Source organism: Sporomusaceae bacterium, from assembly GCA_031460455.1.
Classification (GTDB): domain Bacteria; phylum Bacillota; class Negativicutes; order Sporomusales; family UBA7701; genus Anaeroselena.
Genome location: JAVKTQ010000001.1, coordinates 436,171 through 461,512 on the forward strand (window position 1 = coordinate 436,171; position 25,342 = coordinate 461,512).

Genomic DNA, 25,342 nt, shown 5'->3' on the forward strand with positions numbered 1-25,342 from the left:
CCTACAGCAGATACTCGCCCGCCCGGCAGCGGCGCCAGGCGTCTAGCGCCCCGGAAAGCTCCCCAGCCGACAACACCGGTGCGGCCAAAGCACCGGCCGCCTGCAGGGGGGCGACATTCGCCCTTATCCCCCACCCAGCCTCGGGGACATAATCCGGCAACCCGCACAACACAGCCGCCTCACCGGCCCGCCGCCAGTGCACCAAACAGCCGGCAAAGCCCGGCCCGCCCGCCAGCTGCCACACGACCGGCCGCCGTTTGAACTGGGCGACATGGCGCGGAAAAAAGCCGCGGGCCAGCCAACGGTCGAGCGCCATGCCGGTCGCGGCGGCGAACTCGGCGGCAAAGCCGACCTCTCCGGCCCCGCGCGCGACCAACTCGTCCAGCTCCGCCCTCACAGCCGCGATAGCCATCATCCCCGGCCCGGCAATAGCCGCCTGTCCCGGCCAAACGTGGCCGAGCAGCGCCAGCACCGCCGCGCTGGCAAAATCCCCAGCCTGCTCCTTCTCCAACGGCGGGCAGCGCCAGCCTTCCCTGGCAATCCCGCCATCTAATAATGCATACACCGTTACGGGATGCAATCTTATATGTGCCACTAATTTTGTAAAGAATTCCTCCGGCAGTTGCCCACGCCCCGGTCCACAAATATACAAATTGCGTAGCCGTTCCTTCACAGCCGCCAGTTCCGCCCGGCTGCACCCGCGCACACAAGCCGGCGGCGGCAACCTGTCGGCCGCCAGCTCGGGCGGCAGCGTATGATAACCTGCCAGTGCCGGCCATTCTCCCGGCGAACCGCCGTGTTCGTCAGCCAGCGCCTTCGCCTCGGCCGCCGGCAGGGCCAGCGACTCAGCCAGCAGGCGGTCGATGGCGTCGGCGGCCACCAGCTGTCGCAGCGACGCCAGCCACAGCCGCATCGCCCTTTGTGGCAGCTTGACCGCCAGCGGCAGCCACTCCGCCGGCGCGAACCGGTAACCCGCGTCGGTGATCTCCATCGCCCGCAGTTCGTCCGCCGCCGCCACAGCCATCATCGCCAGCCTGCCGATCTCTTCCCGCGCCGCCGCCGGCACCGCCGGCAGCGGCAGGCGCTGCAGATCGACAGGCTGATAATTTACCGTCGGATTGAACATCTTCAGCAGCCCCTGATAAACCTGGGAGTTCAGGAGACCAAGCAAGTAAGCCGCGTCCTGCGGGTCGCGGGGAAAAACGCAGCTGGCCGCCATATCGGTCATGCACCCGGCCGGCAGCAGCTTGGCAGTAAAAGCCTTGCTGCTTATCAGACCGTACGCCAGCCCCTCCCGGAACCAATATTTCCTGTTGGGCAACTGCGCCGAATAATGGCTCCCGTAATAGCGCCGGGCCTCTTCCGTCCAGCGCACGTAATGGGCAGGCCGGCGCGCGTAGCGGAAGCCGCTCGCCTCCTTCTCGTACGGCGCCCAGCCGTCGGCCGCACCTTCCCGGTCCCACACCTCCCACCAACGGCGCACAAACCGCGCGTTATCCGCCGTCTTCATCCCCAGCACGACATCGGCGGCCTCACTGAGCGGCCGCGCCCCCGCCAACGCCGCCCGCAGCCCCTCCCCCAGCCAGTAGGCCAGCGGCCCGCCAGGCAGGGCGGTCGCCTCGGCAGTCGTACGGACGAACGCCTCCGGCCGGTCTTCGCCCGCGTTATAGCCGCTCACCGCCGCCGCCAGCGCCTCGGCCTTTCGCGGCGCCGCCAGCAGTTTGAAATAAACGCCTTTCTCATCCGTTTTCCCGCCCACAGCCAGCACGAACAGCGCCGCGTCCACCACCGCGTCGGCGAACGCCCCCAGCCCCAGATGGGCCAGCGTGCGGACCGCCGTCCGGCCGAAAACTTCGCTGCGCAGTTTTGCGTAACTCTGGATATAGAGAAAAGTCTGCGGCGTAACCATCGCCACGCACGCCTCAGCCAGCGCGAGGCACCGCAGGATGAAGGCCGCGTACAAGTTACCCGCCCCGGGGGCGTAATGACGCCTGAGGTACACGCGCGCCGCAGCCGCGTAATCGCGCTTGTCCAGATACGGCGGATTGGTCAGCACCACGGCGTAGCGGCGGGCCAGCAGCCTGCCGAGCGGCCCTCCGGCATCCGCCGCCGTCAGCAGCGAGCCCAGTTCATCGCCCTGCTCGCCGGCCGCCACGATGTTGTCATACAGGCCAGGGAGCGCGTCTAGGCCGATGGCCGGCGCCTTCTCCCTGGCGCATAGCCATAGCGCGGCGCGGGCGACTGCCACCGCCCGCCCGTCGATATCCGCCCCGAACAGGTTGCCGTTCACGATCGCCGCGCAGATCGCCGCCGGATCGTCCGCCCCCTCCTCGCGGTACATCCCGTACAGCATATCGAACGCCGCCAGTAGAAAATTGCCCGCGCCGCACGCCGGATCGCACACCGTCAACTCGCTCGCCGTGCGACCCCGTGCGGCTTCGACCGCCGCCCGGACGTAGTAACGCCACCCGGCCGCCAGCGGCGAAGCAGGGCGACCCGCCAACCACAGCGCGCCGAGGGAATTTTCCGTAAGAAAATCCACCATATACGCCTCACTGTACACCTGGGTAGCGGGCACGACCGTACCGGCGCCGATCTTCGCGCACTGGTCGCCGCGCGTCCTGCCGGCCAGGCCGGCCCGCTCCCCGCTGTGCCAGAACTGGTGCAGCCAGCCGAGCGCGGCCGGCGCGGCGAGCAGCTCACCACAACCGGCCAGTAGCCCGCGGCCGCGCTCCGCCACCGCCGGCGGCAAACTCTGCCCGCCCGCGAAAAATACCGGCGCAGGCCCGGCGACTCCCCGCGCCGCCATCGCCGCCTCCAGCGCCAGCGACATCCCGGCGTGCCAGGCCAGCTCACCGGCCTTGTCGCCAAGCCCGCTTTCCAGCACCCGTCGCAGCGCGGCCACTGTCTCCTTCAGTTTTTTCCGTGTCCCGTTGTCCATAGCAGCCCCCAAACGGCATAACCAGACAATAATACCCATTCCTTCGCCGGCCCGGCGGCAAACTCCTACCGTCCCCCGACGACAAAACCCGCCCGGCCTTCATCATGGCCGGGCGGGTTATCAATCATCGCCGTAAACCGCTCACTTCTGTCCTGCCCAATAGCGGCCGATTTCCTCCCGATGCGCCGCGCCAAACCTGCTGGACGGCGTATGGCCGCACCGCCGGCACGCTATGTCGTAGGCCGAATTGACCGTTTCGCACGCCAGGCAGGCATAATGCCCGGCTTTCTCTGCCAGCCATTTCTCCCAGCCGATCTCCCGGATGCGCTCCTGATCCTCCCATAGCTCGGCGCGGTGCGGCCGCTCCGTCTGAAAGGCTTGCAGCAGCTCACAGGGATACTCCCCGCAGCCGCCGCAGAACTCCAGCCCTTTCGCCGCCGCGCAGGCTTCTATCCGGCATGTGCGGCAGTAAAACGACCGCTGCTCCGCCCTGCACCCCTGGCACATAACCTCTTCCACCGGAAGCCCCAGCCGTTCGCCAATCTTCTTCAGCCGTTCCGGTTCCTCGTTTGTGCCGATATACAGGGTACACGCCCCGCAGAACAACCCGCACACCGCGGCCAACCGCTTATCCTTTTCAGCCATGTCCGTTCCTCCCCCGCTAATCGAGCTGCGGCCCCTTACCGATCGCCATCTTCCCGGCGTAATACTTCCGCTGGATTTCCGGCGCCTTCTCCAGCCACGCCGCCAGCCCCTGGTGCTGGATATAACAAAGATTAAACACCTTGATATTATGCGGCAGCACATTGGCCCGGTCGGCGGCGGGATTAAGGCGCGTACAGGGAAACTCCCGGCACTCGTAGCAAAAATTCAGGCCGCGCTCGCTTATACACGCATACGTTTCACAGGGAGCGCTCAGCACCGGGCAGTCCCCGCGGCCCGGACGGCAGCCGGGGCACGGCACCTTCTCCTTGGGTATGCCGGCGGCGATCAGCGCTTCCCGCAGTTTTTCATCGTCCCTGGCTTTGAAGACGCGGCACTCGCCGCAGAAAATCCCGCACGGTGCAGCCAGATCGAACTCCGCGCTTTTTTCCACCTTATCCGCCTCCCATGTTCTGTATGTTCCCGCCTGCCACATGTGAAATATTTATCAATTCCCCCTGTCAATTGTAATATCCTTCAAGCAACGGAAAATATTACATATTTATAATGCAAAAAAAGATGGCCCGGGAATCCCTCCCAGGCCATTTTTCAGTCCTTATGCTCTTACAGCACATACACCTTAACCTTCTGCATGCCGAACTCGTACGCTTCGTCTACGGTCTGCATGGCGATGTCGATGCGGTTGCCCTTGATAGCGCCGCCGGTATCCTCGGCGGTCGCGTATACGCCGTGACCGTCGGCGAACTCGATATACACCCGCGAACCGAGCGGGATAACCCGCGGATCGACGGCGATGATGCCTGGGCGTACCTGAGTGCCCAGATGGGTCAGGCTGCCCCATTTGCCGTTGTCGTGCGGTCCGGGCGCGTACGCGGTCGCCACGATGTCAACCACGCGTTTGTGGCTGCCAGGTGCGGTGCCCTCCTTAGCAGCCGCGCTCTTGCCGGTCAGCGCCGTGATTACGCCCAGATCGGCGACGCCGTCGGCTTCGATGGCGAGCGACTTCTCCAGCTTGCGCACCGCAGCGGCGGTACGGCTGCCGTACTCGCCGTCCCGGTCGCTGCTGCCGAAGCCTCTCTCGGCCAGGGCAGCCTGGAGCTGGCGCACGTCATCGCCCTTGGCGCCGGGAGCCAGTTCGCGATCGCCCAGAGCGGCCGAAGCGAGCGGCATCGAGCCCAGAGCCAGCATGAACATCGTAACGGAACAAACAATAACCTTGTTGATGTTTTTCATTATTAAAACACCCCTTTCTAACGTGCCGGCGAGGTTAGCTGACGGGTTCGGATGAAAAGGTAAGACCCTACCGCCGCATGGCGGATTCACCCCACTAACTTGGTTCCCCCGCTTTCCCGATCGGGAAATTAGGCACAGGCCATTATAATACACGAATAACCCTCCCCGGACAAGGCCTCCCGGCCGCCGTACCGGCCCGCAAACGCCATCCGCCCCCGGTATGCGCCCCCATCCTCGCCGATGATCCGGTATGCTGCCGCCGGTAGCATGAATACCCGTCCCGGTGCAAAGACTAGAATAGCGCCGCCGCACCCCTGGGCGGCAGTTTGAGCGCCGGATCGGGTAACTGAACATGATGAGCGATTGGTTCAAAACCAAAAAACCCCATAAACTCCCCACACGGGCGCAACCGGCTACCGACGCCCCCGCCCCGCGCAAATACGACGCCGTCGTCGTCGGCGCCGGGCCGGCCGGCGCCAGCGCCGCCTACTTCATGGCCCGCGACGGCCTCGACGTGCTCCTCCTGGAGCGCGGCCCCTTTCCCGGCGCCAAAACCTGCGGCGGCGCCGCCATCATCGCCGAACAGGCCCATGAACTCTTCCCCAACTTCTGGGAAGAATTTTCCTACGAACGCATCGTCACCCGCCTGGACTACTGGTGGCTCAGCGAAGACTCCGCCGTCACCGCCGGCTTCACCAGCAGCCGCCTCAGCGCCGCCCCCTACAACCGCCTGTCCGTCAAACGCAAAAACCTCTACACCTGGCTGGCCGCCAAGGCCGTCGCCGCCGGCGCCACCCTCCTCCTCGGCCACCACGTCGCCGGCGTCCTCCTCGACGGATACCAGGCCGTCGGCGTGCGCGTCGCCCCGCCCCAAAGCACCGATTACCTCGCCGACCTCGTCATCCTCGCCGACGGGGCCAACTCCCTCCTCGCCGAGCGGGCCGGCCTCATTCCCCCCGTAACGGCCGCCAACCTTTCCCTGTACGCGAAAGAAACCATCGCCCTCCCCCCCGCAACCATCGAAGAACGCTTCTGCCTCCCGCCCGGCCAGGGCGCCGCCATCGGCCTCATCGGCTACCCCACCGCCGGCTACAACGGCACCGGCTCCATCCACACATTCCACGACAGCATCAACATCAGCGCCGGCATGTCTGTCAGCGCCTACGCCGCCGGCGGCTTCAGCCCCGGCGACCTCCTTGAGCGCATAAAAAAACACCCCCGCATCCAGCCACTCCTGGATGGGGGCGTAACCACCGAATACGGCGCAGCCATGATACCCGAAGGCGGCTACCACGCCATCCCGCCCCTCGTGCACCCGGGGCTTCTCATCGCCGGCGACGCCGCCTCGCTCGTCAACGGCATCCATGGCATCAATCTCGCCATGTGGTCGGGCTTCTACGCCGCCAAAGCAGCCTTCGAAGCAAAAAAGAACCGCGACTTCTCGATCCGCAAACTCTCCCTCTACCGCACCCTCCTTGACGAAAGCTTCATCCTCCAGAACATGCGAACCAACGCCAAAGCGGCAACCCTCCAGCGCGACAGGCCCTACCTGTTCGACCTCTACAGCCGCCTGGCCAACGAAGCCGCCTACCAGATGGTCCGCGCCTACCCCATGCCTGTCAAAGACAAGCGCAAATTCATCTGGCGCAAAGTCACCAGCCTCCAGCCGGTCGGCAAAATCGCCGCCGACATCTGGCAAGTTCTCAAGGTGGTCAAAGGATGAGCAAGCTAGCCGCCAAAATCGCCCTCGTCGAATTCCGTCCCGACGAAACCTGGCAGCACGTCGTCATCGCCGACCAGGAAAAATGCCGCCGCTGCCCGGACAAAAACTGCCTGCGCGTTTGCCCATCGGGCGTCTTCGCGTGGGACAACATCCCCGGCCACCCCGTGCTCGTCAGCTACCGGCAATGCATCGAATGCGGCGCCTGCCGGCTGGCCTGCCCCGAAGGCGCCGTCGAATTCTCGTATCCGCACGGCGGGTATGGGGTAGTTTTTCACCAGGGTTAATCCTTCCCCAGCACGAACGGCGCGAACCCCACCTGCGTCCAGGTCGCGTTGTAAAGCTGGCGCAGCAGACCGTCGAGACGACGCCGCAGCATCCCCTTCACCTCAGCCAGCGAACTGAAGAACAGCCTGGTCGCCGGGTGCGCGCTGTTCAGCGCCGCCTGCTGATAATACTGGCCCGACTTCTCCGTCAGCGCGATCAAAAACCACAGCGACGCCAGTCCGACGACCGTCGACTCTCCCGAAGACCCCAGTCTGGCGGTGGCCTCCTGCCAGACGCTGTCCGCCCCCAAAAGCGCAGCGGCGCTCACCTCCGGATAGCGGCCACTGTCCACATCCACATACTGGGCCCGGTCAACCAGCAGCTCGATCCCCGCCTGGAACGTGCCGACAGCTGTTACCACCGACTGCAGCTCGGGCGGCGACTGAGCCATCACCACCTCCACCTCCTGGCGGATCTGCGCCTCAAGAACGGCGGCGAACTGAAACACCTTCATCCCTGCATCCCCCTCCGGCAAACAGCCCGGTCCGCACTGCGGAACGGGCTGTCAGCTTGTTACTTCTTATCGGACATCAAAGTCCCGGCCTTGGCGATATTCGTCTTCGGCTGATCGCGGATGATGATCGTCACAGCCTCAGGCGGGCACTTGCCGGCCTCCACGACGGCCGCGGTGACCTTTTCGGCCAGTTCGCGCTTCTGCTCGATGCTGCGGCCCTCGACCCAGTCAATTTGCACTATCGGCATAGTATTATTTCCTCCCCGCTAGTTTTGATTAGTGTAATTCGCCGTCGTCCAAATTATCCCTGCTCAGCCGTCCATCGAAAGTTAATATGCCCCTCCCGACGCCGCCTTCTTCCCGGCAACAAAAAAACCGCCGGCAGATTACCGGCGGCTCGCCTGCAAAACCTATGGCAGCAAAAGCCCCGTGAGGGCCAGGAGATTGACCCAGGCGCGGAACGTCCCCACCATCGGCAGAACGCCGCCGCACAGCGCCGGCCCGAATACGTTCACAGAGCCAAGGGTAATCAGCAGCGGCGCGGTCGTCGTCCCCGGCCCGAACAAAGCCACGCATTCGGAAACCTCGCCAAGCTGGCCGCCAATCACCCAACCGCCGATAATAACGACACCTGCATTCTGCCCCTCAAGCTCTTCCAGTTCCTCAATAAGCACGCTCTGCTGGCGGACCATCGCCTTGCCCGGTTTCACATTCCCGCCGTATTTGCCGCCATACTTGCCGCCGGACGCCAGCTTGCCCGTCTCGCTGATCGGCGGAAAAACGAACGGGCCCTCGACGACAATGGCAATGTTGCAGACATCGACGAGGAACTCGCTCAAGAGAATATCCACCCCCGGCAAAGTAGGGTTGGGCGGACGGAACCTCACCGCCGTCACCCCCACGATCCCCACCGCCGGCAGCACGGTTATGACACGGTCCTCCAGCCTGCCCAGGCGGCCGAAGACCGCCGACCCGTCGATAAGCAGCAGCAGCACGTTGCGGTCCCGCAGCCCTCGCAGCTCCTGGGCCAGCTCGCGGTTGCAGTAACAATGCAGCGGAGTATCCATATGGCAAACAACCTCCTTTTTGCTTTCCTGTATATATATTATGGTAACTATATCAAAGATGTTACTGTCTGCACTAAAGGCCGCACCGCCTCCGTCATTCCCCGAAAAAGGCAAAAAAATAAACGGCCCCCGCAATGGGAACCGCTCATTCCTGCTCCGGCTGCCCGCCCTTTTTCGGGCGGCGCCTGCGCCACCACAGCCAGCCGTACAGCGCCACTACCAGCGCCACGATCGCCACCAGGCGGGTCATATTCTCGCCGGCGAACACGATATCGTGGCCGAGTAGCACCTTTACGACCACCGGCGGCAGCTTGCCGAGAAAAGTGGCCCAGAAAAAGTCCCGTACCGAGATGCGGCTCACCGCCGCCACCGCAGTGATGATCCCCGACGGCGCCAGCGGCAGCAGCCTGGCGATAAGCAGCGCCTTGAAGCCGTTTGCCGCGCTGTAATCGTCCACCTGCTTGAGATACGGGCTGTGGGCGATCCACCGCTCCACCGCCTGGCGGAAAAAGAACCGGGCAAAGACGAACATGAAAATCGCGCCGATGACCTCGCCTGACCAGGAAATCAGCGTCCCCCACGCCAGTCCGTACACGATGCCCGCAGCGCCCGACAGAATCATGAACGGGAAAACGACCGTAAAAGTCATCACCACGAACAGGGCCAGGGTCACCACGACGCCCCAGGCGCCGAACGAGCGGAGGTACTCGGCCAGGGCGGCAATATCGCCCTTCCGTATGATCCCGTATGCATGCTGAAAGAAATCCGGCTGCCACAGATACAGCAGAACGCCGGTGACAATTATGAACAGCCAGCCGCAAATTTTGCCCATGTGCCCCGTCCCTGCAAAAAAAATAAAAATACCTGTTTCAGCAATAAGCATACTAGAATCGCCCCTAAAAGGCAACCGAAAAGAAAAAACAGCACCGCTGCGGTGCTGCCGGCTAACCCTGCCACTGTCCGATCTCACTGCGGAAAATCCGGCACGACCCGCCCAGCCAATGGACACAGTCCGGGCAGCGGCGCGCGAACCCCGCCTCCGAAACGTTGAGGAACGAGTACCCGTATCCCATCGCGTTGATCACATGCTCGAACTCCCGGCACTCGCCGGCGATACCCCGTACCTCTTCCTCGCTGAACCTCTTCTCCACGACGCACCACCTCAGCCACATTTAGCCTTAGTGTGCGCCGGCCGGCGGCCATTATTCCCACAGTGTGAAGAGAATCATCGCCAGCACGATCAGGGCGACCGCCGCCACCGTTCCCTTGCCGTACAACAAACTGTGAAAATCCCGGCTGTCTTCCTCCTCCGGCATGCCCCCGCCTCCTGTCGCAAATGATATTTTTGCAGGCCGCAAAGCCCTGCCCGCGGGCCGCGAAAAAATTTTTCCCAATCAATGTATAACCTGCGCATAGCGCGGGCACAATGATAACGTAAAATTTTCTCCTCTCCCATAATTGGCGGCACCAGCCGCCGCTTTTTTTTTACCCCTGAAAAATCATTCCGAAATGATCGCCGAACCGTTCGCGCAGCACCGGACGGACCGCCGCGAACTGCCCCGGCACGGCCACCGTGCTTTGCGCCGCCTGGCGGGCCTCCAGCAGCACCCCCGTATCCTTAAGGATATCGGCGATCTTCAGATCGGGTATGCCATGCTGGCGGGTGCCGAAAAACTGTCCCGGCCCCCTCAGCTCCAGGTCCTTCTCCGCCAGCACGAATCCGTCCCGGACCTGGGCCATTATCTCCAGCCGGTCCTTCGTTTCCGGGCTCTGGTTATCCGACAGCAGGATGCAGTACGACTGGTGCTCGCCGCGGCCGATCCGGCCCCGCAGCTGATGGAGCTGGGCCAGGCCGAAGCGGTCCGCCCCCTCCACCGCCATCACCGTGGCGTTGGGCACATTCACCCCCACCTCGATCACCGTCGTCGCCACCAGCACCTGCACCTCGCCGCTGTAGAAGGCGCGCATCACCGCCTCCTTCTCCGCCGCCTTCAGGCGGCCGTGCACCAGCGCGCAGGAAATATCGCGGAAATACGTACCCTTGAGCTGCTCGTAAAGTTGGGTCGCCGCCTGCACCTCCAGCTTGTCCGACTCCTCCACCAGCGGGCAGACCACATACCCCTGGCGGCCGGCCGCGACCTCCTTGACAATGAAATTATAGACCCGCGCGCGCATATCGCCGCCGACCGAGTACGTCTTCACCGGCTTGCGGCCCGGCGGCATCTCGCGGATCACCGAAACATCGAGATCGCCGTATACCGTCAGCGCCATCGTCCGCGGGATGGGCGTCGCCGTCATTACCAGCACGTCCGGCGTCGGCCCCTTGGCCTGCAGCAGCGCCCGCTGCCGCACCCCGAAGCGGTGCTGTTCGTCCGTCACCACCAGGCCGAGATGTTTGAAAACCACATCCTCCTGGATAAGGGCGTGAGTGCCGATCACGACATCCACCAGACCGTCCCGCAGGCGGCTCAGCACCTCCTCGCGCGTCCGCTTCGTCAGGCTGCCGGTCAGCGCCGCTATCCTCACGCCGTGCGGCGCCAGCAACTGGGCGAGCGTATGGCAGTGCTGCTCGGCCAGGATCTCGGTCGGCGCCATCATCGCCCCCTGGTAGCCGCCGGCCACCGTCTTGGCGAGGGCGATCGCCGCCAGCACAGTCTTGCCGGAGCCCACGTCGCCCTGGACAAGGCGCTGCATCGGCCGGGCGTCCTCCATATCGGCCTTGATCTCCGCCAGCGCCGTCCGCTGGTCTTTCGTCAGCGCGAACGGCAGCGCCGCCTCCACCCTCTTCACCACGGCGTCGTCCGGGCCGTGCTTGATCCCCGTCCCCTCCTGCTTGTTAAGGCTCTTCAGATACAGCAGCCCGCACTGCAGCAGATACAGCTCCTCGAACACCAGCCGCCGCCTGGCCGCCTCCAGCGTGGCCGCGTCGGCGGGAAAGTGGATATTCGCCAGCGCCGCCCCCCGGCCCATCAGCTTATACTGGCCGAGCAACGCCGGCGGCAGAAACTCCGGCCGCTCGCCGTCCGCGTCCAGCGCCTGGCGGATCAGCGTCCTGAGCCAGCGCTGGCCGACACTCTCGCTCGCCGGGTATATCGGCACGATCCTGCCGGTATGGATGAGATCGGCGCCGTCGACCACCTCGATCTCCGGGTGGGAAACCTGCACCTGGCCGTAGCGCCGCTCCACCTTGCCGGATATTATCAGCTCCATCCCCGGCCGGTACCACTTCTTGATATACGGCTGATTAAACCACACCAGTTGGGCGGCGCCGGTCGCGTCGCGCACCGTCAGCTTCGTCAGCGTCAGGCCGCGCCGCGGCCGCGAATCGTTCACCGCCCCCACCAGCGCCTGGAAAGTCTGCAGCTCGCCGTCGGCTAACGCCCGGATCGGCTTCAGTTCGCTGCGGTCCTCGTAGCGCCGCGGGTAATGCTCCAGCAGGTCGCCGAGCGTGAAAATGCCCAGCTTGGCCAGCAGCGCCGCCTTCGCCGGCCCCACGCCCTTGATGAACTTTATATCCGTAGTCCTACCGATAGTCAAATCATCACCTCAAGCATTCGAAGAAACCCCCATATGCCGGCATAAAACCGCAGATGGGGGCTTATCAACGGCCGACACTTTCATTACTGATTAGCCAAAGCCTTATTAAGCTCCGCCACCAGCTTCTCCACATCCACCTCATGCATGCGGGCGCCGCCGGCCACCGTCTCGTTGGCCGCGCCCATACAGCCGATGCAGCCCATGCCGTGGCGGGCGAACACTTCCCGCGCAGCGGGGCACTGCCGCAATACCTCGTTAATCGGCGTATCCTTCGTGATCAATCTTGCCGCCCCCTTCCCGCTTCTTTTGCGGTTCTATTTCCATACATTATGATGAAAATCCTCCCCTGGACACAACCGGCGGAATTTATTGTTCCAGGCCTTGCATATCGGGCGGCAACTGTGTTAAAATACTGATGTTATCGTCATAAGTATGTCTCGTCCCGTCGAAGGAGGTGGAATTAATGGCCAACGTATGCGAAATCTGTGGCAAAGGCGAAACCGCCGGCATGAATGTCAGCCACTCGAACCTGAAGACCAAACGCACCTGGAAACCCAACATCCAACGCGTTAAAGCCCTCGTCCAAGGTGAGATAAAAAGAGTAAACGTCTGCACCCGTTGCCTGCGTTCCGGTAAAATCCAGCGGGCGGTTTAATATTACGCAGCTAAAATCCCCCGGCGACAGTTCGCCGGGGGATTTTTTTTACTTTTCATCGACCGCAGCCAGCAGCTCGTTCAGGCGCTCGCCGGCGACGTCGTACTTCTCGCCGCAGAAATGGCAGCGCACCTCCGCCTTGCCCTCCCTGGCCATATCGGCGAGCTCCTCCCGCCCCAGACTTACCAGCATCGCCTCCACCCGTTCGGTCGAACACTGGCAGCTAAACGCCAGCCTCGCCGATTCGAACACGGTCGCCTCCAGTCCGGCGAAAACCTTCAGCAGCATCGAAGCCGCGTCCGCTCCGCCGCGCACCAGCTCGGAAACCGGCGGCAGCGCGGTCAGATTGGCCTCCACCTTCGCCAGCACCTCGTCCTCCGCGCCCGGCAGCGCCTGGACGATAATCCCCCCGGCGGCCCCCACCGAATAATCGGTGTTGATCAGCACCCCCAGGGCGACCGTCGACGGCGTCTGCTCCGACACCAGCAGGTAATTGGCGACATCGTCGCCGATCTCGCCGCTCACCAGCTCCGCCGTGCCGGTAAAAGGCTGCTTCATGCCAGTGAACCTCGTCACGTGGATATGCCCCTGCCCCACCGCCTGCCCCACAGGCAGCTTGCGGCCGACCACCGGCAGCTCGACATGGGGGTTTTGAACATAGCCCCGCACCGTCCCGAGGGCGTGGGCGTCGGCGATCACCCCGCCGAGCGGGCCGTCGCCGGCGATGCGGATCGTCAAATACTCGTCCGTCTTCAGGTTGGCGGCCAGCAGCAGCGCCGCCGTCATCGTCCGCCCCAGGGCCGCTGCGGCCACCGGGAAACAGTCGTGGCGCCGCCGCGCCTCCTCCGCAAGCTCCGTGGTCACGGCTGCGAACGCGCGCACCCCCGGAACGGTTGCTTTAACCAGATGGTCGGTCATAGTTCCTCCCTGGCAATAACTTCATCTGTTACGATATCTATTATCTCGATAATTCCCCCGTCTATCCTGGCCACCGTGCCGTGCCCGTCCGGGGATTTCGACATCGCCGGCGAGCCGGGATTGAGCAGGACTCTGCCATCCCGCTTCGCCAGCTCCGGCACATGGGTGTGGCCGGTGACCAGCACATCCGCCCCCAGCCGCCCGGCCATCGCCCAGCGACCCGCCTCGTCGAGGCTCTGGCCGTGGTGGACGACGATGCGGCGGCCGTCCGCGAACACATAAGCGTACGGCGCCTGCACCGGCATGGACAGCACCATGCCGTCCACCTCGGCGTCGCAGTTGCCGGCGGCCGCCACCACCGGCAGCGGGCAGGCATTCAGCTCCTCCGCCAGCTCCTTGGGGCTGTATTCGGCCGGTATCGGGTTGCGCGGCCCGTGGTAAAGCACGTCGCCCGCGTGGATGATCAACTCGCAGTCGGCGAAATACCTCTGGTATATCGCGCGCCAGGTAGCGACACAGCCATGCGTATCGCTTACGACACCTATTTTCATATCAACCAATCATCCATTTTCTGGAAATATATTACAGACCTTTGAGCAAGTTCGCCATTTCAATAGCCGACACCGCCGCGTCAAACCCCTTGTTCCCCGCCTTCGTGCCGGCCCGTTCCACCGCCTGCTCGATCGTCTCGGTCGTCAGCACGCCGAAGATCGTCGGCACGCCGCTGTCCAGGCCCACGTGGCCGACTCCCTTGGCCACCTCGGCGCACACATAATCGAAATGGGGCGTGTTGCCGCGGATAACCGCGCCCAGGCAGATAACCGCGTCATAGCGCTTGCTTTCGGCCATCTTCTTCGCCACCAGCGGGATTTCGAACGCTCCCGGCACCCAGGCCAGCTCGATATCGTCCGCGGACGCGCCATGGCGGGTAAGGGCATCCATCGCCCCGCCCACCAGTTTATTGGTAATGAACTCGTTAAACCGCGCGGCCACCACGCCGAACTTCAGTCCTTCGGCAACCAGGCCGCCTTCGTAAGTTTTAGCCATCTTGTTACGCCTCCTCCGTCTTTTCGAGAATATGTCCCAGCTTCGATCTCTTCACCGACAGGTAACGCTGGTTGAAACGGTTGGCCTTCATCTCCAGCGGCACCCGCTCGGTTATTGTCAGCCCGTAGCCCTCCAGGGCCACCCGCTTGCGCGGGTTGTTGGTCAGCAGCCTGATGCTGCTCAGCCCCAGATCGCATAATATCTGAGCGCCGATGCCGTAATCCCTGAGGTCGGGGGCGAAGCCGAGAAGCTCGTTAGCCTCCACCGTATCCTTGCCCCGGTCCTGCAGCGCATACGCGCGGATCTTATTCGCCAAGCCGATGCCGCGGCCTTCCTGGCGCATATACAGCAGCACGCCCGCCCCGGCGTCGTTGATCCGCCTGAGCGCCGTTGCCAGCTGTTCGCCGCAGTCGCAGCGCAGCGACCCAAGCACATCGCCGGTCAGGCACTCGGAGTGGACCCTCACCAGCACATTATCCAGGTTGGCCACATCCCCCTTCACGAGGGCCACATGGCACTGGTTGTCCAGCTCGCTCTCATAGGCCACCAGCTTGAAATCGCCGTACTTGGTCGGCAGCTTGGTCTCGGCCACGCGCACCACGAACCGCTCGTGGCGCTTGCGGTAACGGATGAGATCGGCGACGGTTATCATCTTCAGATTGTGTTTGGCGGCGAACTCTAAAAGCTGTGGCACCCGGGCCATCGTGCCGTCCTCGTTCATCACCTCGCAGATCACCCCGGCGGGATAAAGCCCGGCCATCTTGGCCAGATCGACCGACGCCTCGGTGTGTCCGGCCCGCCGCAGCACCCCGCCCTCGCGGTAGCGCAGGGGGAAAATGTGACCCGGCCGGCGGATATCGGCCGGCGTCGTGCTCGGGTCGAGCACCGTCCTGACCGTCAGGGCCCGCTCGTGCGCCGAGATGCCCGTAGTCACGCTCTCGGCGTCGATCGACACCGTGAACGCCGTGCACATTGTATCTGTGTTGTCGGTCACCATCAGCCCGATGTTGAGTTCGTCCAGGCGGCTGCCGACGACCGGCATGCAGATCAGCCCGCGGGCGTGGATCGCCATGAAATTGATTGCCTCCGGCGTAACCTTTTCGGCGGCGATAACCAGATCGCCCTCGTTCTCGCGGTCCTCGTCGTCGACGACGACAATCATCCGGCCGGCCCTGATATCCTCGATCGCTTCTTCGATAGTGTTGAATCCCATGCTAAATCCCCTCCTATAACGTAAAACCGTGTTCGGCCAGAAAACCGGCGCTCAGGCCCTTGCGGCCGCCGGCGCCCTGCGGCGGCGCCAGCCCCAGCAGCTTCTCCACATACTTGCCGATGACGTCGGCCTCCAGGTTGACCGGCGACCCAACCCCCTTGAACCCCAGCGTCGTAACCGCCGCCGTGTGGGGGATGAGGGAAACGGTGAACCAATCCGGCCCGGCCGCCACCACCGTCAGGCTGATGCCGTCGATGGCGACCGACCCCTTTTCGACTATGTACCGCATCACCGCGGCCGGCGCCTCGATACGCACGATCACCGCATTGTCGTTTGTCTCCTTCGACCGGATGACGCCCACACCGTCGATATGGCCGCTGACGATATGGCCGCCCAGCCGGTCGCCAACCCGTAGCGTCCGCTCCAGGTTGACGGCGTCGCCGCTCTTCAGCCCGGCCATCGCCGTCCGCTCCACCGTCTCCGGCATCACATCGGCCGTGAACCAGCTGTCGCTGAAGTCCACCACCGTCAGGCAGGTGCCGTTGACGGCGATGCTGTCGCCCAGCTTCACACCGGCCATGATCGCCTTCGCGCCCACCGTCAGCCGCACCGACCGCGCGCCGCGCGTCATCGACTTAACCCTGCCCAATTCTTCCACAAGCCCGGTAAACATCGCGTCCCTCCCTCGCCGCCGGATAAGCGGTTATCAGAATATCGCCGTCCACAGCCTCGGCGCTCATATCCTCCAGCAGCAGCGCCCCGTCCACCGCGTCCGCGCCCGCGCCGCCCACCGGCCCTGGCGCCGCGGCGCCGCCGAATATCTTCGGCGCTACAAAGGCGTAAATCTTATCAATAACGTTGGCGGCCAAAGCAGCCGCGTTAACTGCCGCTCCGCCCTCCACCAGCACGCTCGTCAGCTTGCGCTCGCCGAGCACGCGCCATAGGGCGCGGAGGTCGACGCCCGTCGCCCCCCGCGGCAGCACAAGCACCTCCGCTCCGGCGGCTTTCAAGGCCGCCACGTGTCCGGCCGGGGCCGCCTCCGTAACGGCGATGATTGTCGGCGCCAGCCCGTCGGCCACCACCTTCGCGGTCAGCGGCGTGCGCGCCGCGCTGTCGACAACGATTCTGAGCGGGTTCTTGCCGCCGCCCTCAGGCAGGCGGGCAGTCAGCTCCGGGTCGTCGGCCAGCACCGTCCCCACCCCGACGAGGATGGCGTCGCACTCGTCGCGCAGCCGGTGGACGCGCTCGCGGGCCGCCGGCCCCGTAATCCATTTCGACAGGCCGCTACGGGTGGCGATCTTGCCGTCAAGCGTCATCGCCGTCTTCATAACCCCGAACGGCATCCCGGTCGTCACCCACTTGAGGAACGCCTCGTTCAGCCTCGCAGCCTCCGCGGCCAGCACCCCCTCGACGACCTCGACGCCGGCGGCGCGCAGCCTGTCAAGCCCCTGGCCGCACACCTTCGGGTTGGGGTCGGTCATCGCCGCCACCACCTTCTTCACCCCGGCGGCGATCAGCGCGTCGGCGCACGGGCCGGTGCGGCCGAAATGGCAGCAAGGCTCCAGCGTCACATACACCGTCGCCCCGCGGGCCGCCTCGCCGGCAGCCGCCAGCGCGTGCACCTCGGCGTGCGGCGTGCCGGCGCACAGGTGGCACCCCTCGCCGACAACCCTGCCATCCTTCACGACCAGCGCCCCCACCAGCGGGTTCGGGCTGGTGCGTCCGCACGCCCGGCGGGCAATCTCCAGCGCCTTGCGCATATAGGCAATATCCTGTACGTCGTACATTACCTTCAAACACCTCTAACGCGGGTCCAACACTTAAACCTATTGTCCCCCGAAAATATAAACAGGCTGTCCGGAAAGTCTCACTTTCCCAACAGCCTTTGCGGGCAATCGAAATACACAGGGACGCAGGCCTTACCCAGGCCTACGCAACCAGCCTTTTCCCATCCAGACTATACTGTCGGCCCCGGAATTCCACCGGGTCAGCCGCAAAAACGGCTCGCGGGCTTTTAAACCGCCGATCGGGAATTGAAGGTCGGCCGTTGATAACCCCACATCTGCGTTGTTGGCCCTCCGGGCGCTCCCGCCAACGTACGAAAAGTACGTTTCCGGTCGCGTCCTCGGTCCGCCTAGCATCTGCGGGGTTCTGAACGGCCTCGTGCCGTTCCAGCTCCGCTTCTCACCCTGCCCCAAAGGCATTGTATTCTTTTGACAATAACTATACTAGCACTTTCCTCCGGCCCGGTCAAGACCCCCGCAGCGCGCGGATGGCTGCCGCCATATCGGACGCGCCGTAAACCGCCGACCCGGCCACAAGGATATTCGCCCCCGCCGCCGCCACCTGGCGGGCGTTATCGGGGATTATGCCGCCGTCCACCTCGATATCCACCGTCAACTTGCGCGCCTCTATCATCCGCCGCAGGCGCCTGATCTTATCGACCATCGTCGGGATGAACTTTTGGCCGCCGAAGCCCGGATTAACCGTCATCAACAGCACCATGTCCACGTAGTCCAGCACCTCTTCCACCGCCGACAGCGGCGTGGACGGGTTCAGGGACACCCCCGCCTTCGCCCCCTGTTCGCGGATGGACTGCACCAGCCGGTGAAGGTGCGGCGCCGTCTCGGCATGAACGGTCACGATATCCGCCCCCGCCTTGATGAACGGCGTCACCATCGCCTCAGGGTTGGCAATCATCAGATGCACATCGAAAGGCAGGTCGGTCGTCTTGCGGATAGCCGCCACCACCGGCGGGCCGATGGTCAGGTTGGGCACGAAATGGCCGTCCATGACATCGACATGGATGAGGTCGGCGCCGGCATCCGCCACGCGGCGGATCTCGCCGCCGAGGTCGGCGAAGTCGGCCGACAGGATCGAAGGGGCGATTCTTGTCATCTCAAAATCCTTTCTTGCCGGCGCGGATCTCCTCCAGCACCTCCAGGTAAGAATCGTAGCGGCTGCGGACTATCCTGCCCTCGGTCACCGCCTGTTTGACGGCGCATTGGGGCTCCTTTATGTGCAGGCAGGTGGAAAACTTGCAATCCGGCGCCACGGCGGCGATGTCCGGGAAGTAATACGGGAGATCCTGCTCGCCGATTTCGGCGAACTCAGTCAGGCTGAAGCCGGGCGTATCGACCACGAAACCGCCCCCGGCCAGCGGCAGCAGCTCGGCAAAACGGGTCGTATGCTTGCCGCGGCCGATCTTGTGGCTCACCTCGCCGGTCACCAGCGCCAGCCCCGGCTGCAGTGCGTTCAGCAGGCTCGACTTGCCTGCCCCCGAAGGCCCCGCAAACACCGTGATGCGTTCGTACAGGCGCTCGCGCAGCTCCTCAATCCCGCTGCCCGTCTTGGCAGAAACCATAATAACGGGGTAGCCGACCGACCGATAAACCTCGGCCAGCTGCGCCAATGCCGACGTATCGGCGATATCGGTCTTGTTGATGCACAGGATGGCCTCCAGCCCCGACCATTCGGCCAGCACCAGGAATCTGTCCACCAGCGCCGTGCCGATATCGGGATTGGCGGCGGCGAATGTCAGCACCACCTGGTCGACATTGGCCACCATCGGGCGTCTCAGCAGACTGCGCCGCGGCATTATCTCCTCGATGACCCCTTTGTCCGGGCCGGCGGAGCTGTAACCGACCTCATCGCCCACCAGGAGGGAAAACCGCTCCTTCTTGAACCGCCCGCGCAGCGAACAGGCTGTCACCTTGCCACCCGTCTGGACGTAGTAATAGCTACTGTAGGCTTTTACTACTACACCTAGTAGCATATTCCCTCCTGTATTTATCGTTATTAAGAGCGGCTCAAATGCCCGTTGGGAGCGGTCCTATAACACCTGTTCCTGGAAAAGCACCCCGTTTATATACACCTGCACCCTCACCTGGCCCACGCCTTCCACCGTCTTATCGACGCGGTCGCCCGGCCGGTGAACATTCTCATAAACCACACGGCGGCCATTGCTGTCGGTCACCACGATCTGGATCGCCTGCCGGATGGGGCCCTCCGGCACCGTTATCTGCACCACCGCCCGCTTGACCGCCCCGGCAGCGCTTCTCGCCGCCTGCAGGTCGATCGACGAACCCTCCAGCACCTCGCTGCCGGGGGCCGGGTTCTGGCCGATGATCGTGCCTGGCGGATAACGGTCGCTCGAGCCTTCCGTCACCGAGCCGACCTTGAGCTTCAGGCTCTCGAGCTGGGTAGTCACCGTGCTCAAAGGCGTTCCGCGCAAATCGGGCAGGATTATTTTGCGCGGCCCCGCCCCCTTGCTGACCGTCAGATCGATGGGCGACCCCTTGCCGACCTGGGCGGGCGGCCGGGGATTCTGGGCGATGACGGTATCGGCCGGCGTATCGGCTGCGTACTGTTCTTCCACCCGGCCGAGCGTCAGCCCGGCGTTCTTGATCGCGAGCTCGGCGTCGCGGCGCTTCATGCCGCGCAAGTCCGGCACGACGGTGATCTCCGGCCCCTTGCTGACGACGATCATGACGGTGCGTTGTTCTTTCACCGTCGCCCCCGCCTCCGGGCTCTGGGAAATAACGTAGCCGGAAATGACTTTATCGTGGAAGGCGTCGGTCACCGATACGCGGAGATTATTGCTGAGGATGATGTTGCGGGCCGTATCGACCTGCTTGCCGACGACGCTCGGCACAACAACCTCGTTCGTGCTCCAGAATTTGCCAAACGCCAGGAAAGCGCCGGCGGCGAACGCGATTACAAGCAGTCCGGCCAGCGCCCACAGCCAGGTGCGCTTGTTGCGCGCTCCCGACGGTGGCCCCTCAGGCCCATCGCCATTGGCCGGCGGCTCAGGCACATCCACCCGCGGCAGCACCTGGGTCGGGAAATCCTCCTTCGACAAGCGGCGGGTGTGGTCGTCACGCAGGTAGTGCTGGGCCGAGCGAAGATCGGCGATCATCGCCCCGACATCGGTAAACCGCTGTTCCGGGTTCTTGGCCATTGCCTTGAGCACCAGCGCCTCCAGGATAGGCGGCACCGCCGGATTGATTTCCCTGAGCGGCTGCGGATCGTCCTGCAGATGCTTGATCGCGATGCTGATCGGCGTCTCGCCGGTGAACGGCACCACCCCGGTAAGCATCTCGTACATCACCGCGCCGAGCGAATAAATGTCCGACTTGGCGCTCACCGGCGCGCCCTTGGCCTGCTCCGGCGAGAAATAATGCACCGAGCCGATGATCGTACCCGTCTGCGTCATCGTAGCCGAGGTAACGGCTCGGGCGATGCCGAAATCGGTCACCTTCACCCGGCCCGTGCGGGTCATAAGGATATTGTGGGGCTTGATGTCACAGTGGACGATATTGTTCTGATGGGCGTGTTCGAGCGCCTCGGCGATCTCCAGCGCGACGCGCACCGCGGTCTCCACCGGCAACGGCCCCTCGCGCACGATCCTGTCCTTGAGCGTCTCGCCCGATATGTACTCCATCACAATATAATAGCTGTCGTCATCACGGCCGACATCGTATATGTTCACGATGTTGGGATGGGAAAGCCTTGCCGCCGCCTGCGCCTCGCGGCGGAAACGGGTAACGAACTCCTCGTCGTCGGTAAACTGGGACCGCAGCACCTTCACCGCCACCGACCTGTCCAAAAGCTTGTCGTGGGCGCGGTAAACATCGGCCATGCCGCCGCCGCCGACCCGTTCCAAAATCGTATAACGATTATCGAGTGTACGATTGATCAAGACTCTCACCCCCTATCGCAATGCTCTCGCCATAACTTGCCGGGCAATCGGCGCAGCCACCTCGCCGCCCGCGCCGCCGTTCTCCACGACGACCGCGACCGCGATCTCCGGCTCTTCCGCCGGCGCAAACCCGATGAACCAGGCGTGAGGCGCACCGTGTGGATTCTCGGCCGTCCCCGTCTTGCCGGCCACCTTGACCCCGCCGATACGGGCCGCATAGCCCGTGCCGGAGCTTACCACCTGCTGCATCATCCGGCTTACCTCCGCAGCCGTCGCCGGGCTCGTCGCCGCGGCGAACTCGACGCTGCCGAACTGCCTGAGCACCGCGCCGTCAGGCGCGGACACCCTGCTCACCAAAAACGGCTTCAGCATCGTCCCCCGGTCGGCGAACGCCGCCGCCAGCATCGCCATCCTCAGCGGCGTCACCAGCAGGCTGCCCTGGCCTATACCCGTCTGGGCGAGATCGCCGTCCCCCAGCCGGCCGAAATCCGGCAAGCGGCTGGACGCCTCGGCAAAATCCCCGCCGAAGGGCCGCGCGAAAGCGAACCGGTCGAAAGCCTTGGCCATCCGGTTGCGGCCCAGCTCCAGCGACAGGCGGCCGAACGTCACATTGCAGGACACCGCCAGCGCCTCCTCGAGGTCGACTTTGCCGTGGGCCGTGTTGTTCGATTCGTTCAAAACGTAATCAGGGCCGATCTTGAACGAACCCGGACAATCATATGTTTTCCGGTTATCGGTTATTTTCTCCGTCAAAGCCGCCTCGGCCACCAGCACCTTAAGCGTCGAGCCGGGCGGATACAGACCCTGCACGGCCCGGTTCAAGAGCGGGCTGCCGTCTGCGCCGACGATCTCCTTCCAGTCCTCGTCAACCGCCTCCGGCTCGAAAGCCGGCCGGCTGACCATCACCAGCACCGCGCCGCTGCGGGGCGCAATCGCCACCACCGCGCCGCGCCGGTTGCCCAAAGCCCGATAGGCCGTCTCCTGTAAATCGCCGTCAAGCGTCAGCGTAATGCTGTTGCCCGCCTTCGCCGTCCATAGGCCGGTGATCGGCCCGAAACGGCGCTCGGGGTTGTTCATGCCGGAAAGCTCGCCGTTGAAAGCGCTCTCCACCCCCGACTGGCCGTAGCGCGGGCTCGAATAGCCGACGACATGGGCGGCTATCGCCCCGTAGGGGTAATGGCGGACATACCTGCCCTCCCCATCCTTTTTGCTGAAAGCCAGCTTCTCGCCCCGCCGGTCGAAAACAGTCCCCCGTTCCACCTTCTCGGCGGCCGCCGCCGTGCGGCGGTTGAGGGGATGCCCGGCAAGATAATCGCTTTGCACCACCTGGATATACGACAGGTAAAGGAACAACACCGCCAACAGACCGAGGAGGGCAAACGCGGTGCGACGAATGCTGGCGCGCAGACTGTCAAGCATCTGCCGGCCTCTTTTCCGACATGGCCAGCACCATGCCCAGCAAAATAAACGTCGCCACCACCGAACTGCCGCCGTAGCTCACCAACGGCAGCGTCACCCCTGTAAGCGGCAGGAACTTCGTAACCCCGCCGACGATAACAAGTACCTGCAGAGCCAGCAGCACCGCCAGCCCGCCGGCCAGCAGCGCCCTAAAGGGCGAAGTCGCCAGCAGCGCGGCGCGGAAAGCGCGGTAAACGAGCAGGATATAAAGCATCATCACCGCTCCGGCCCCCGCCAGCCCCAGCTCCTCGCCGATGGCCGCAAAAATGAAGTCGGTATGCACCTCGGGGACCAGCCCGGGAAAACCGTAGCCCAGGCCGCTGCCCAGCGCCCCGCCGGAGCCCAGGGCAAACAGCGACTGCACGACCTGGTACGCCCGGCCGCTGGGGTCGGCCCAGGGGTCGAGCCAGATGTCGATGCGCGCCCGCACATGCGGATAGAGCGCGTACGCAAGCACCGAACCGACGAGGAACATCCCCGCCCCCCACAAAAGATAGCCGGCCCGGCCGCTCGCCAGATAAATCATCACCGTCGCCGTGCCGAAATACAGCAGCGCCGCCCCCAGGTCCCGCTGGCCGACGAGCATCAGCATCGCCAGGCCCCACACCGCCAGCAGCGGCGCCATAATCCGCGGCTGGGGAAAGATCAGCGGCCCGTAGCGCCTGGTGGCGAACGTCAGCACCTCGCGGCGCTCGTTAAGATACGCCGCCAGGAAAAGCACGATGAAAAGCTTGGCGAACTCGGACGGCTGGAAATGCACCGGCCCGATGAACAGCCAATTCTTGTTGCCGCCGATATCCACCCCGAACAGCGCCGTCGCCAGCAGCAGGGCAATACCGGCCAGCCCCCAGAAATATTTATACTCAGACCACCGCTCCGCCTGGCGGAAAAAGAACGCGGACCCCAGGAACGCCGCCAGGCCGAACGCGGCCCACAAAGCTTGTACCATAAACAGACCGGGCTTGAGGCGAAAAACCATTATCAGCCCAAGCGCCGTCAGCACAGCCGCCAGCGGCAGCAGCAGACCGTCGCCCAAGTGGCCGGCCCGCCTGAGCGCGAAATGGGCCACAGGCCAGGCCAGCGCAAGACCGGCCGCCGCCCCCAAAGCCCGGTAATCGGGCGCTCCGCCCGCCAGGCTCACCGCCAGCACTCCGGCCAGCAGCACCGCCCCGGCCAGCAGCAGCAGGTAACACTCCCGCTTCGTATCCATCTCAGACCGCCCCGAAGCACACGAGAATAGCGGTGATATTGTCCAGACCGCCGGCGCCGTTCGCTTTCGCCACCAGCGCGGCCAGCAGCGCCGCCCCGTCGTCGTCCCGGCTCAGGGCGGCGGCGATATCGCCGTCGGTCACCATATTCGTCAAACCGTCGGTGCACAACAAAATCTTATCGCCGGCCGCCAGCGCAAAGCTGCCGGTATCCACCTTCACCCTGTCGCCCGTACCGACCGCGCGGGTCAGGATATTGCGGTGCGGGTGGAGAAGAGCTTCCTCGGCGGTTATACTGCCCTTTTTGACAAGCTCGCTCACCAGCGAATGGTCCTCGGACACCTGCGAAAGCTCGCCGGCCCGCAGCAAATAAAGGCGGCTGTCGCCGACATGCCCCCAGTGCAACACCGCGCCCTCGACGAACGCCGCCGTCAGCGTCGTGCCCATACCGGCGCGCTCGCTATCCTCCTGGGCCAGGCGGTAAACCTGTTCGTTCGCGGCGGTGATCGCCTCTCTGAGCAGCGAAGTCGGTTCTTCCCCGCCGGCGGCAGCGGCGACAATGGCGTTCACCGTCTCGGCAGCCATCCGGCTGGCGACCTCGCCGGCCACATGGCCGCCCATCCCGTCGGCGACGACAAACAGCGGCGGCTGGCATACATAACTGTCTTCGTTTGTTTCCCGGACCTTACCGATGTCCGAAAGAGCATGGGCCAGCAATACCGTCACCTCTCAAAGCGGAATGTCACCGCGCCGACGGCGATCAGGTCGCCGTTCTTCAGCAGAATTTCGTCCGCCACCCGGCGGTTGTTATGCAGCGTCCCGTTGGTGCTGTTCAGGTCGGTCAGCCAGAAAGCGTGCTTATAACGGGTAATCAAAGCATGCTCGTGGGAAACGAAACTGTCGGCGACAACGATATCGTTGCCCTCGCCGCGCCCGACCGAAACCGTCTCCGCAAGCTCGTACGAACTGCGGGTCATAGCCACCGCCCCGGCATCCACCACCACCAGCCGGGCGGCATCCTTCTCCGCCGCGGCCGACTCGTCGGCGGCCGACGGCCTCAGCCGCGCCTCGGAACGCTCGGCCTTCAAATCGCTGTACACCGCCCGCAGCACCTTGAACAAAAAATAATACAGCAGCGCCAAAACCGCGTACTGCAAGGCGATCCCGATATAATTCAGCACCATGACCTTGCTCGGCAAA

General features: G+C 64.1%; 27 protein-coding genes and 1 riboswitch. Of the genes, 3 read left to right on the plus strand and 24 right to left on the minus strand.

What is annotated here, in order from left to right; genetic code table 11:
* Position 1: 1 nt before the first annotated feature.
* The 4 genes from RIN56_02350 to RIN56_02365 all read right to left on the minus strand — a co-directional run bounded on the left by RIN56_02350 (position 2) and on the right by RIN56_02365 (position 4,837).
* Positions 2-2,941, minus strand: a complete 2,940-nt coding sequence (locus tag RIN56_02350) for an N-6 DNA methylase (protein MDR7865626.1) — start codon at positions 2,939-2,941, stop codon at positions 2-4.
* Between the two features lie 141 nt (positions 2,942-3,082).
* Entirely contained in the window at positions 3,083-3,586 is a 504-nt protein-coding gene (locus tag RIN56_02355) for a DUF3795 domain-containing protein (GenBank protein MDR7865627.1), read from the minus strand.
* Positions 3,587-3,602: 16 nt separating this feature from the next.
* Positions 3,603-4,037, minus strand: coding sequence for a DUF3795 domain-containing protein (locus RIN56_02360; GenBank protein MDR7865628.1), 435 nt, complete (start codon positions 4,035-4,037; stop codon positions 3,603-3,605).
* A 170-nt stretch (positions 4,038-4,207) separates the two neighbouring features.
* The gene (locus tag RIN56_02365) at positions 4,208-4,837 is read right to left on the minus strand and encodes a 3D domain-containing protein (protein ID MDR7865629.1); all 630 of its coding nucleotides are present in this window, start codon (positions 4,835-4,837) and stop codon (positions 4,208-4,210) included.
* Positions 4,838-4,845: 8 nt separating this feature from the next.
* Positions 4,846-4,982, minus strand: a riboswitch (cyclic di-AMP (ydaO/yuaA leader).
* A gap of 207 nt (positions 4,983-5,189) precedes the next feature.
* On the opposite strand from RIN56_02365, the gene RIN56_02370 reads away from it, so the two are divergent.
* Both RIN56_02370 and RIN56_02375 read left to right on the plus strand, forming a co-directional pair.
* Complete coding sequence (locus tag RIN56_02370; GenBank protein ID MDR7865630.1) at positions 5,190-6,560, plus strand: FAD-dependent oxidoreductase; 1,371 nt, start codon at positions 5,190-5,192, stop codon at positions 6,558-6,560.
* On the plus strand, positions 6,557-6,844 hold the full coding sequence (locus tag RIN56_02375; protein ID MDR7865631.1) for a 4Fe-4S dicluster domain-containing protein: 288 nt from the start codon (positions 6,557-6,559) through the stop codon (positions 6,842-6,844). Before RIN56_02370 ends, RIN56_02375 begins: the two co-directional genes overlap by 4 nt.
* On the opposite strand, the gene RIN56_02380 is transcribed toward RIN56_02375, so the two are convergent.
* The 7 genes from RIN56_02380 to RIN56_02410 all read right to left on the minus strand — a co-directional run bounded on the left by RIN56_02380 (position 6,841) and on the right by RIN56_02410 (position 12,223).
* Positions 6,841-7,338 (minus strand): hypothetical protein, encoded by a 498-nt coding sequence (locus RIN56_02380; GenBank protein MDR7865632.1) that lies wholly within the window; start codon positions 7,336-7,338, stop codon positions 6,841-6,843. The genes RIN56_02375 and RIN56_02380 overlap by 4 nt on opposite strands.
* 59 nt (positions 7,339-7,397) lie before the next feature.
* Positions 7,398-7,586 (minus strand): 2-hydroxymuconate tautomerase, encoded by a 189-nt coding sequence (locus RIN56_02385; protein ID MDR7865633.1) that lies wholly within the window; start codon positions 7,584-7,586, stop codon positions 7,398-7,400.
* 162 nt (positions 7,587-7,748) lie between these two features.
* Positions 7,749-8,405, minus strand: a complete 657-nt coding sequence (locus RIN56_02390) for a hypothetical protein (protein ID MDR7865634.1) — start codon at positions 8,403-8,405, stop codon at positions 7,749-7,751.
* 145 nt (positions 8,406-8,550) lie between these two features.
* Positions 8,551-9,237 carry a TVP38/TMEM64 family protein gene (locus RIN56_02395; GenBank protein ID MDR7865635.1) on the minus strand — a complete coding sequence of 229 codons (687 nt, stop codon included), beginning with the start codon at positions 9,235-9,237 and terminating at the stop codon, positions 8,551-8,553.
* A gap of 112 nt (positions 9,238-9,349) precedes the next feature.
* Complete coding sequence (locus RIN56_02400; protein ID MDR7865636.1) at positions 9,350-9,556, minus strand: hypothetical protein; 207 nt, start codon at positions 9,554-9,556, stop codon at positions 9,350-9,352.
* 334 nt (positions 9,557-9,890) lie between these two features.
* Positions 9,891-11,942 carry an ATP-dependent DNA helicase RecG gene (gene recG / locus RIN56_02405; GenBank protein MDR7865637.1) on the minus strand — a complete coding sequence of 684 codons (2,052 nt, stop codon included), beginning with the start codon at positions 11,940-11,942 and terminating at the stop codon, positions 9,891-9,893.
* 83 nt (positions 11,943-12,025) lie between these two features.
* Positions 12,026-12,223, minus strand: a complete 198-nt coding sequence (locus RIN56_02410) for a DUF1858 domain-containing protein (GenBank protein ID MDR7865638.1) — start codon at positions 12,221-12,223, stop codon at positions 12,026-12,028.
* A gap of 182 nt (positions 12,224-12,405) precedes the next feature.
* On the opposite strand from RIN56_02410, the gene rpmB reads away from it, so the two are divergent.
* Complete coding sequence (gene rpmB, locus RIN56_02415) at positions 12,406-12,597, plus strand: 50S ribosomal protein L28 (GenBank protein ID MDR7865639.1); 192 nt, start codon at positions 12,406-12,408, stop codon at positions 12,595-12,597.
* Between the two features lie 48 nt (positions 12,598-12,645).
* Here rpmB and hslO read toward each other — a convergent pair whose 3' ends face one another.
* From hslO to RIN56_02480, 13 genes are all read right to left on the minus strand, one after another.
* Positions 12,646-13,515 (minus strand): Hsp33 family molecular chaperone HslO, encoded by an 870-nt coding sequence (gene hslO, locus RIN56_02420; protein MDR7865640.1) that lies wholly within the window; start codon positions 13,513-13,515, stop codon positions 12,646-12,648.
* On the minus strand, positions 13,512-14,066 hold the full coding sequence (yfcE, locus tag RIN56_02425) for a phosphodiesterase (protein MDR7865641.1): 555 nt from the start codon (positions 14,064-14,066) through the stop codon (positions 13,512-13,514). The genes hslO and yfcE overlap by 4 nt, the downstream gene beginning before the upstream one ends.
* Positions 14,067-14,097: 31 nt before the next feature.
* Entirely contained in the window at positions 14,098-14,562 is a 465-nt protein-coding gene (gene ribE / locus RIN56_02430) for a 6,7-dimethyl-8-ribityllumazine synthase (protein ID MDR7865642.1), read from the minus strand.
* Positions 14,563-14,566: 4 nt separating this feature from the next.
* Complete coding sequence (locus tag RIN56_02435; GenBank protein MDR7865643.1) at positions 14,567-15,775, minus strand: bifunctional 3,4-dihydroxy-2-butanone-4-phosphate synthase/GTP cyclohydrolase II; 1,209 nt, start codon at positions 15,773-15,775, stop codon at positions 14,567-14,569.
* Between the two features lie 13 nt (positions 15,776-15,788).
* Entirely contained in the window at positions 15,789-16,448 is a 660-nt protein-coding gene (locus tag RIN56_02440) for a riboflavin synthase (protein ID MDR7865644.1), read from the minus strand.
* Positions 16,411-17,562, minus strand: a complete 1,152-nt coding sequence (gene ribD, locus RIN56_02445; GenBank protein ID MDR7865645.1) for a bifunctional diaminohydroxyphosphoribosylaminopyrimidine deaminase/5-amino-6-(5-phosphoribosylamino)uracil reductase RibD — start codon at positions 17,560-17,562, stop codon at positions 16,411-16,413. The genes RIN56_02440 and ribD overlap by 38 nt, the downstream gene beginning before the upstream one ends.
* Before the next feature lie 463 nt (positions 17,563-18,025).
* Complete coding sequence (rpe, locus tag RIN56_02450) at positions 18,026-18,673, minus strand: ribulose-phosphate 3-epimerase (protein MDR7865646.1); 648 nt, start codon at positions 18,671-18,673, stop codon at positions 18,026-18,028.
* 1 nt (position 18,674) lies between these two features.
* Positions 18,675-19,550 carry a ribosome small subunit-dependent GTPase A gene (rsgA, locus tag RIN56_02455; GenBank protein ID MDR7865647.1) on the minus strand — a complete coding sequence of 292 codons (876 nt, stop codon included), beginning with the start codon at positions 19,548-19,550 and terminating at the stop codon, positions 18,675-18,677.
* Between the two features lie 57 nt (positions 19,551-19,607).
* Positions 19,608-21,485 (minus strand): Stk1 family PASTA domain-containing Ser/Thr kinase, encoded by a 1,878-nt coding sequence (pknB, locus tag RIN56_02460; GenBank protein MDR7865648.1) that lies wholly within the window; start codon positions 21,483-21,485, stop codon positions 19,608-19,610.
* A gap of 3 nt (positions 21,486-21,488) precedes the next feature.
* Positions 21,489-22,895 carry a penicillin-binding transpeptidase domain-containing protein gene (locus tag RIN56_02465; protein MDR7865649.1) on the minus strand — a complete coding sequence of 469 codons (1,407 nt, stop codon included), beginning with the start codon at positions 22,893-22,895 and terminating at the stop codon, positions 21,489-21,491.
* Entirely contained in the window at positions 22,888-24,144 is a 1,257-nt protein-coding gene (locus RIN56_02470; GenBank protein MDR7865650.1) for an FtsW/RodA/SpoVE family cell cycle protein, read from the minus strand. Before RIN56_02470 ends, RIN56_02465 begins: the two co-directional genes overlap by 8 nt.
* 1 nt (position 24,145) lies before the next feature.
* On the minus strand, positions 24,146-24,868 hold the full coding sequence (locus RIN56_02475) for a Stp1/IreP family PP2C-type Ser/Thr phosphatase (GenBank protein ID MDR7865651.1): 723 nt from the start codon (positions 24,866-24,868) through the stop codon (positions 24,146-24,148).
* Entirely contained in the window at positions 24,865-25,341 is a 477-nt protein-coding gene (locus RIN56_02480) for an FHA domain-containing protein (GenBank protein ID MDR7865652.1), read from the minus strand. The genes RIN56_02475 and RIN56_02480 overlap by 4 nt, the downstream gene beginning before the upstream one ends.
* Position 25,342: the final 1 nt, after the last annotated feature.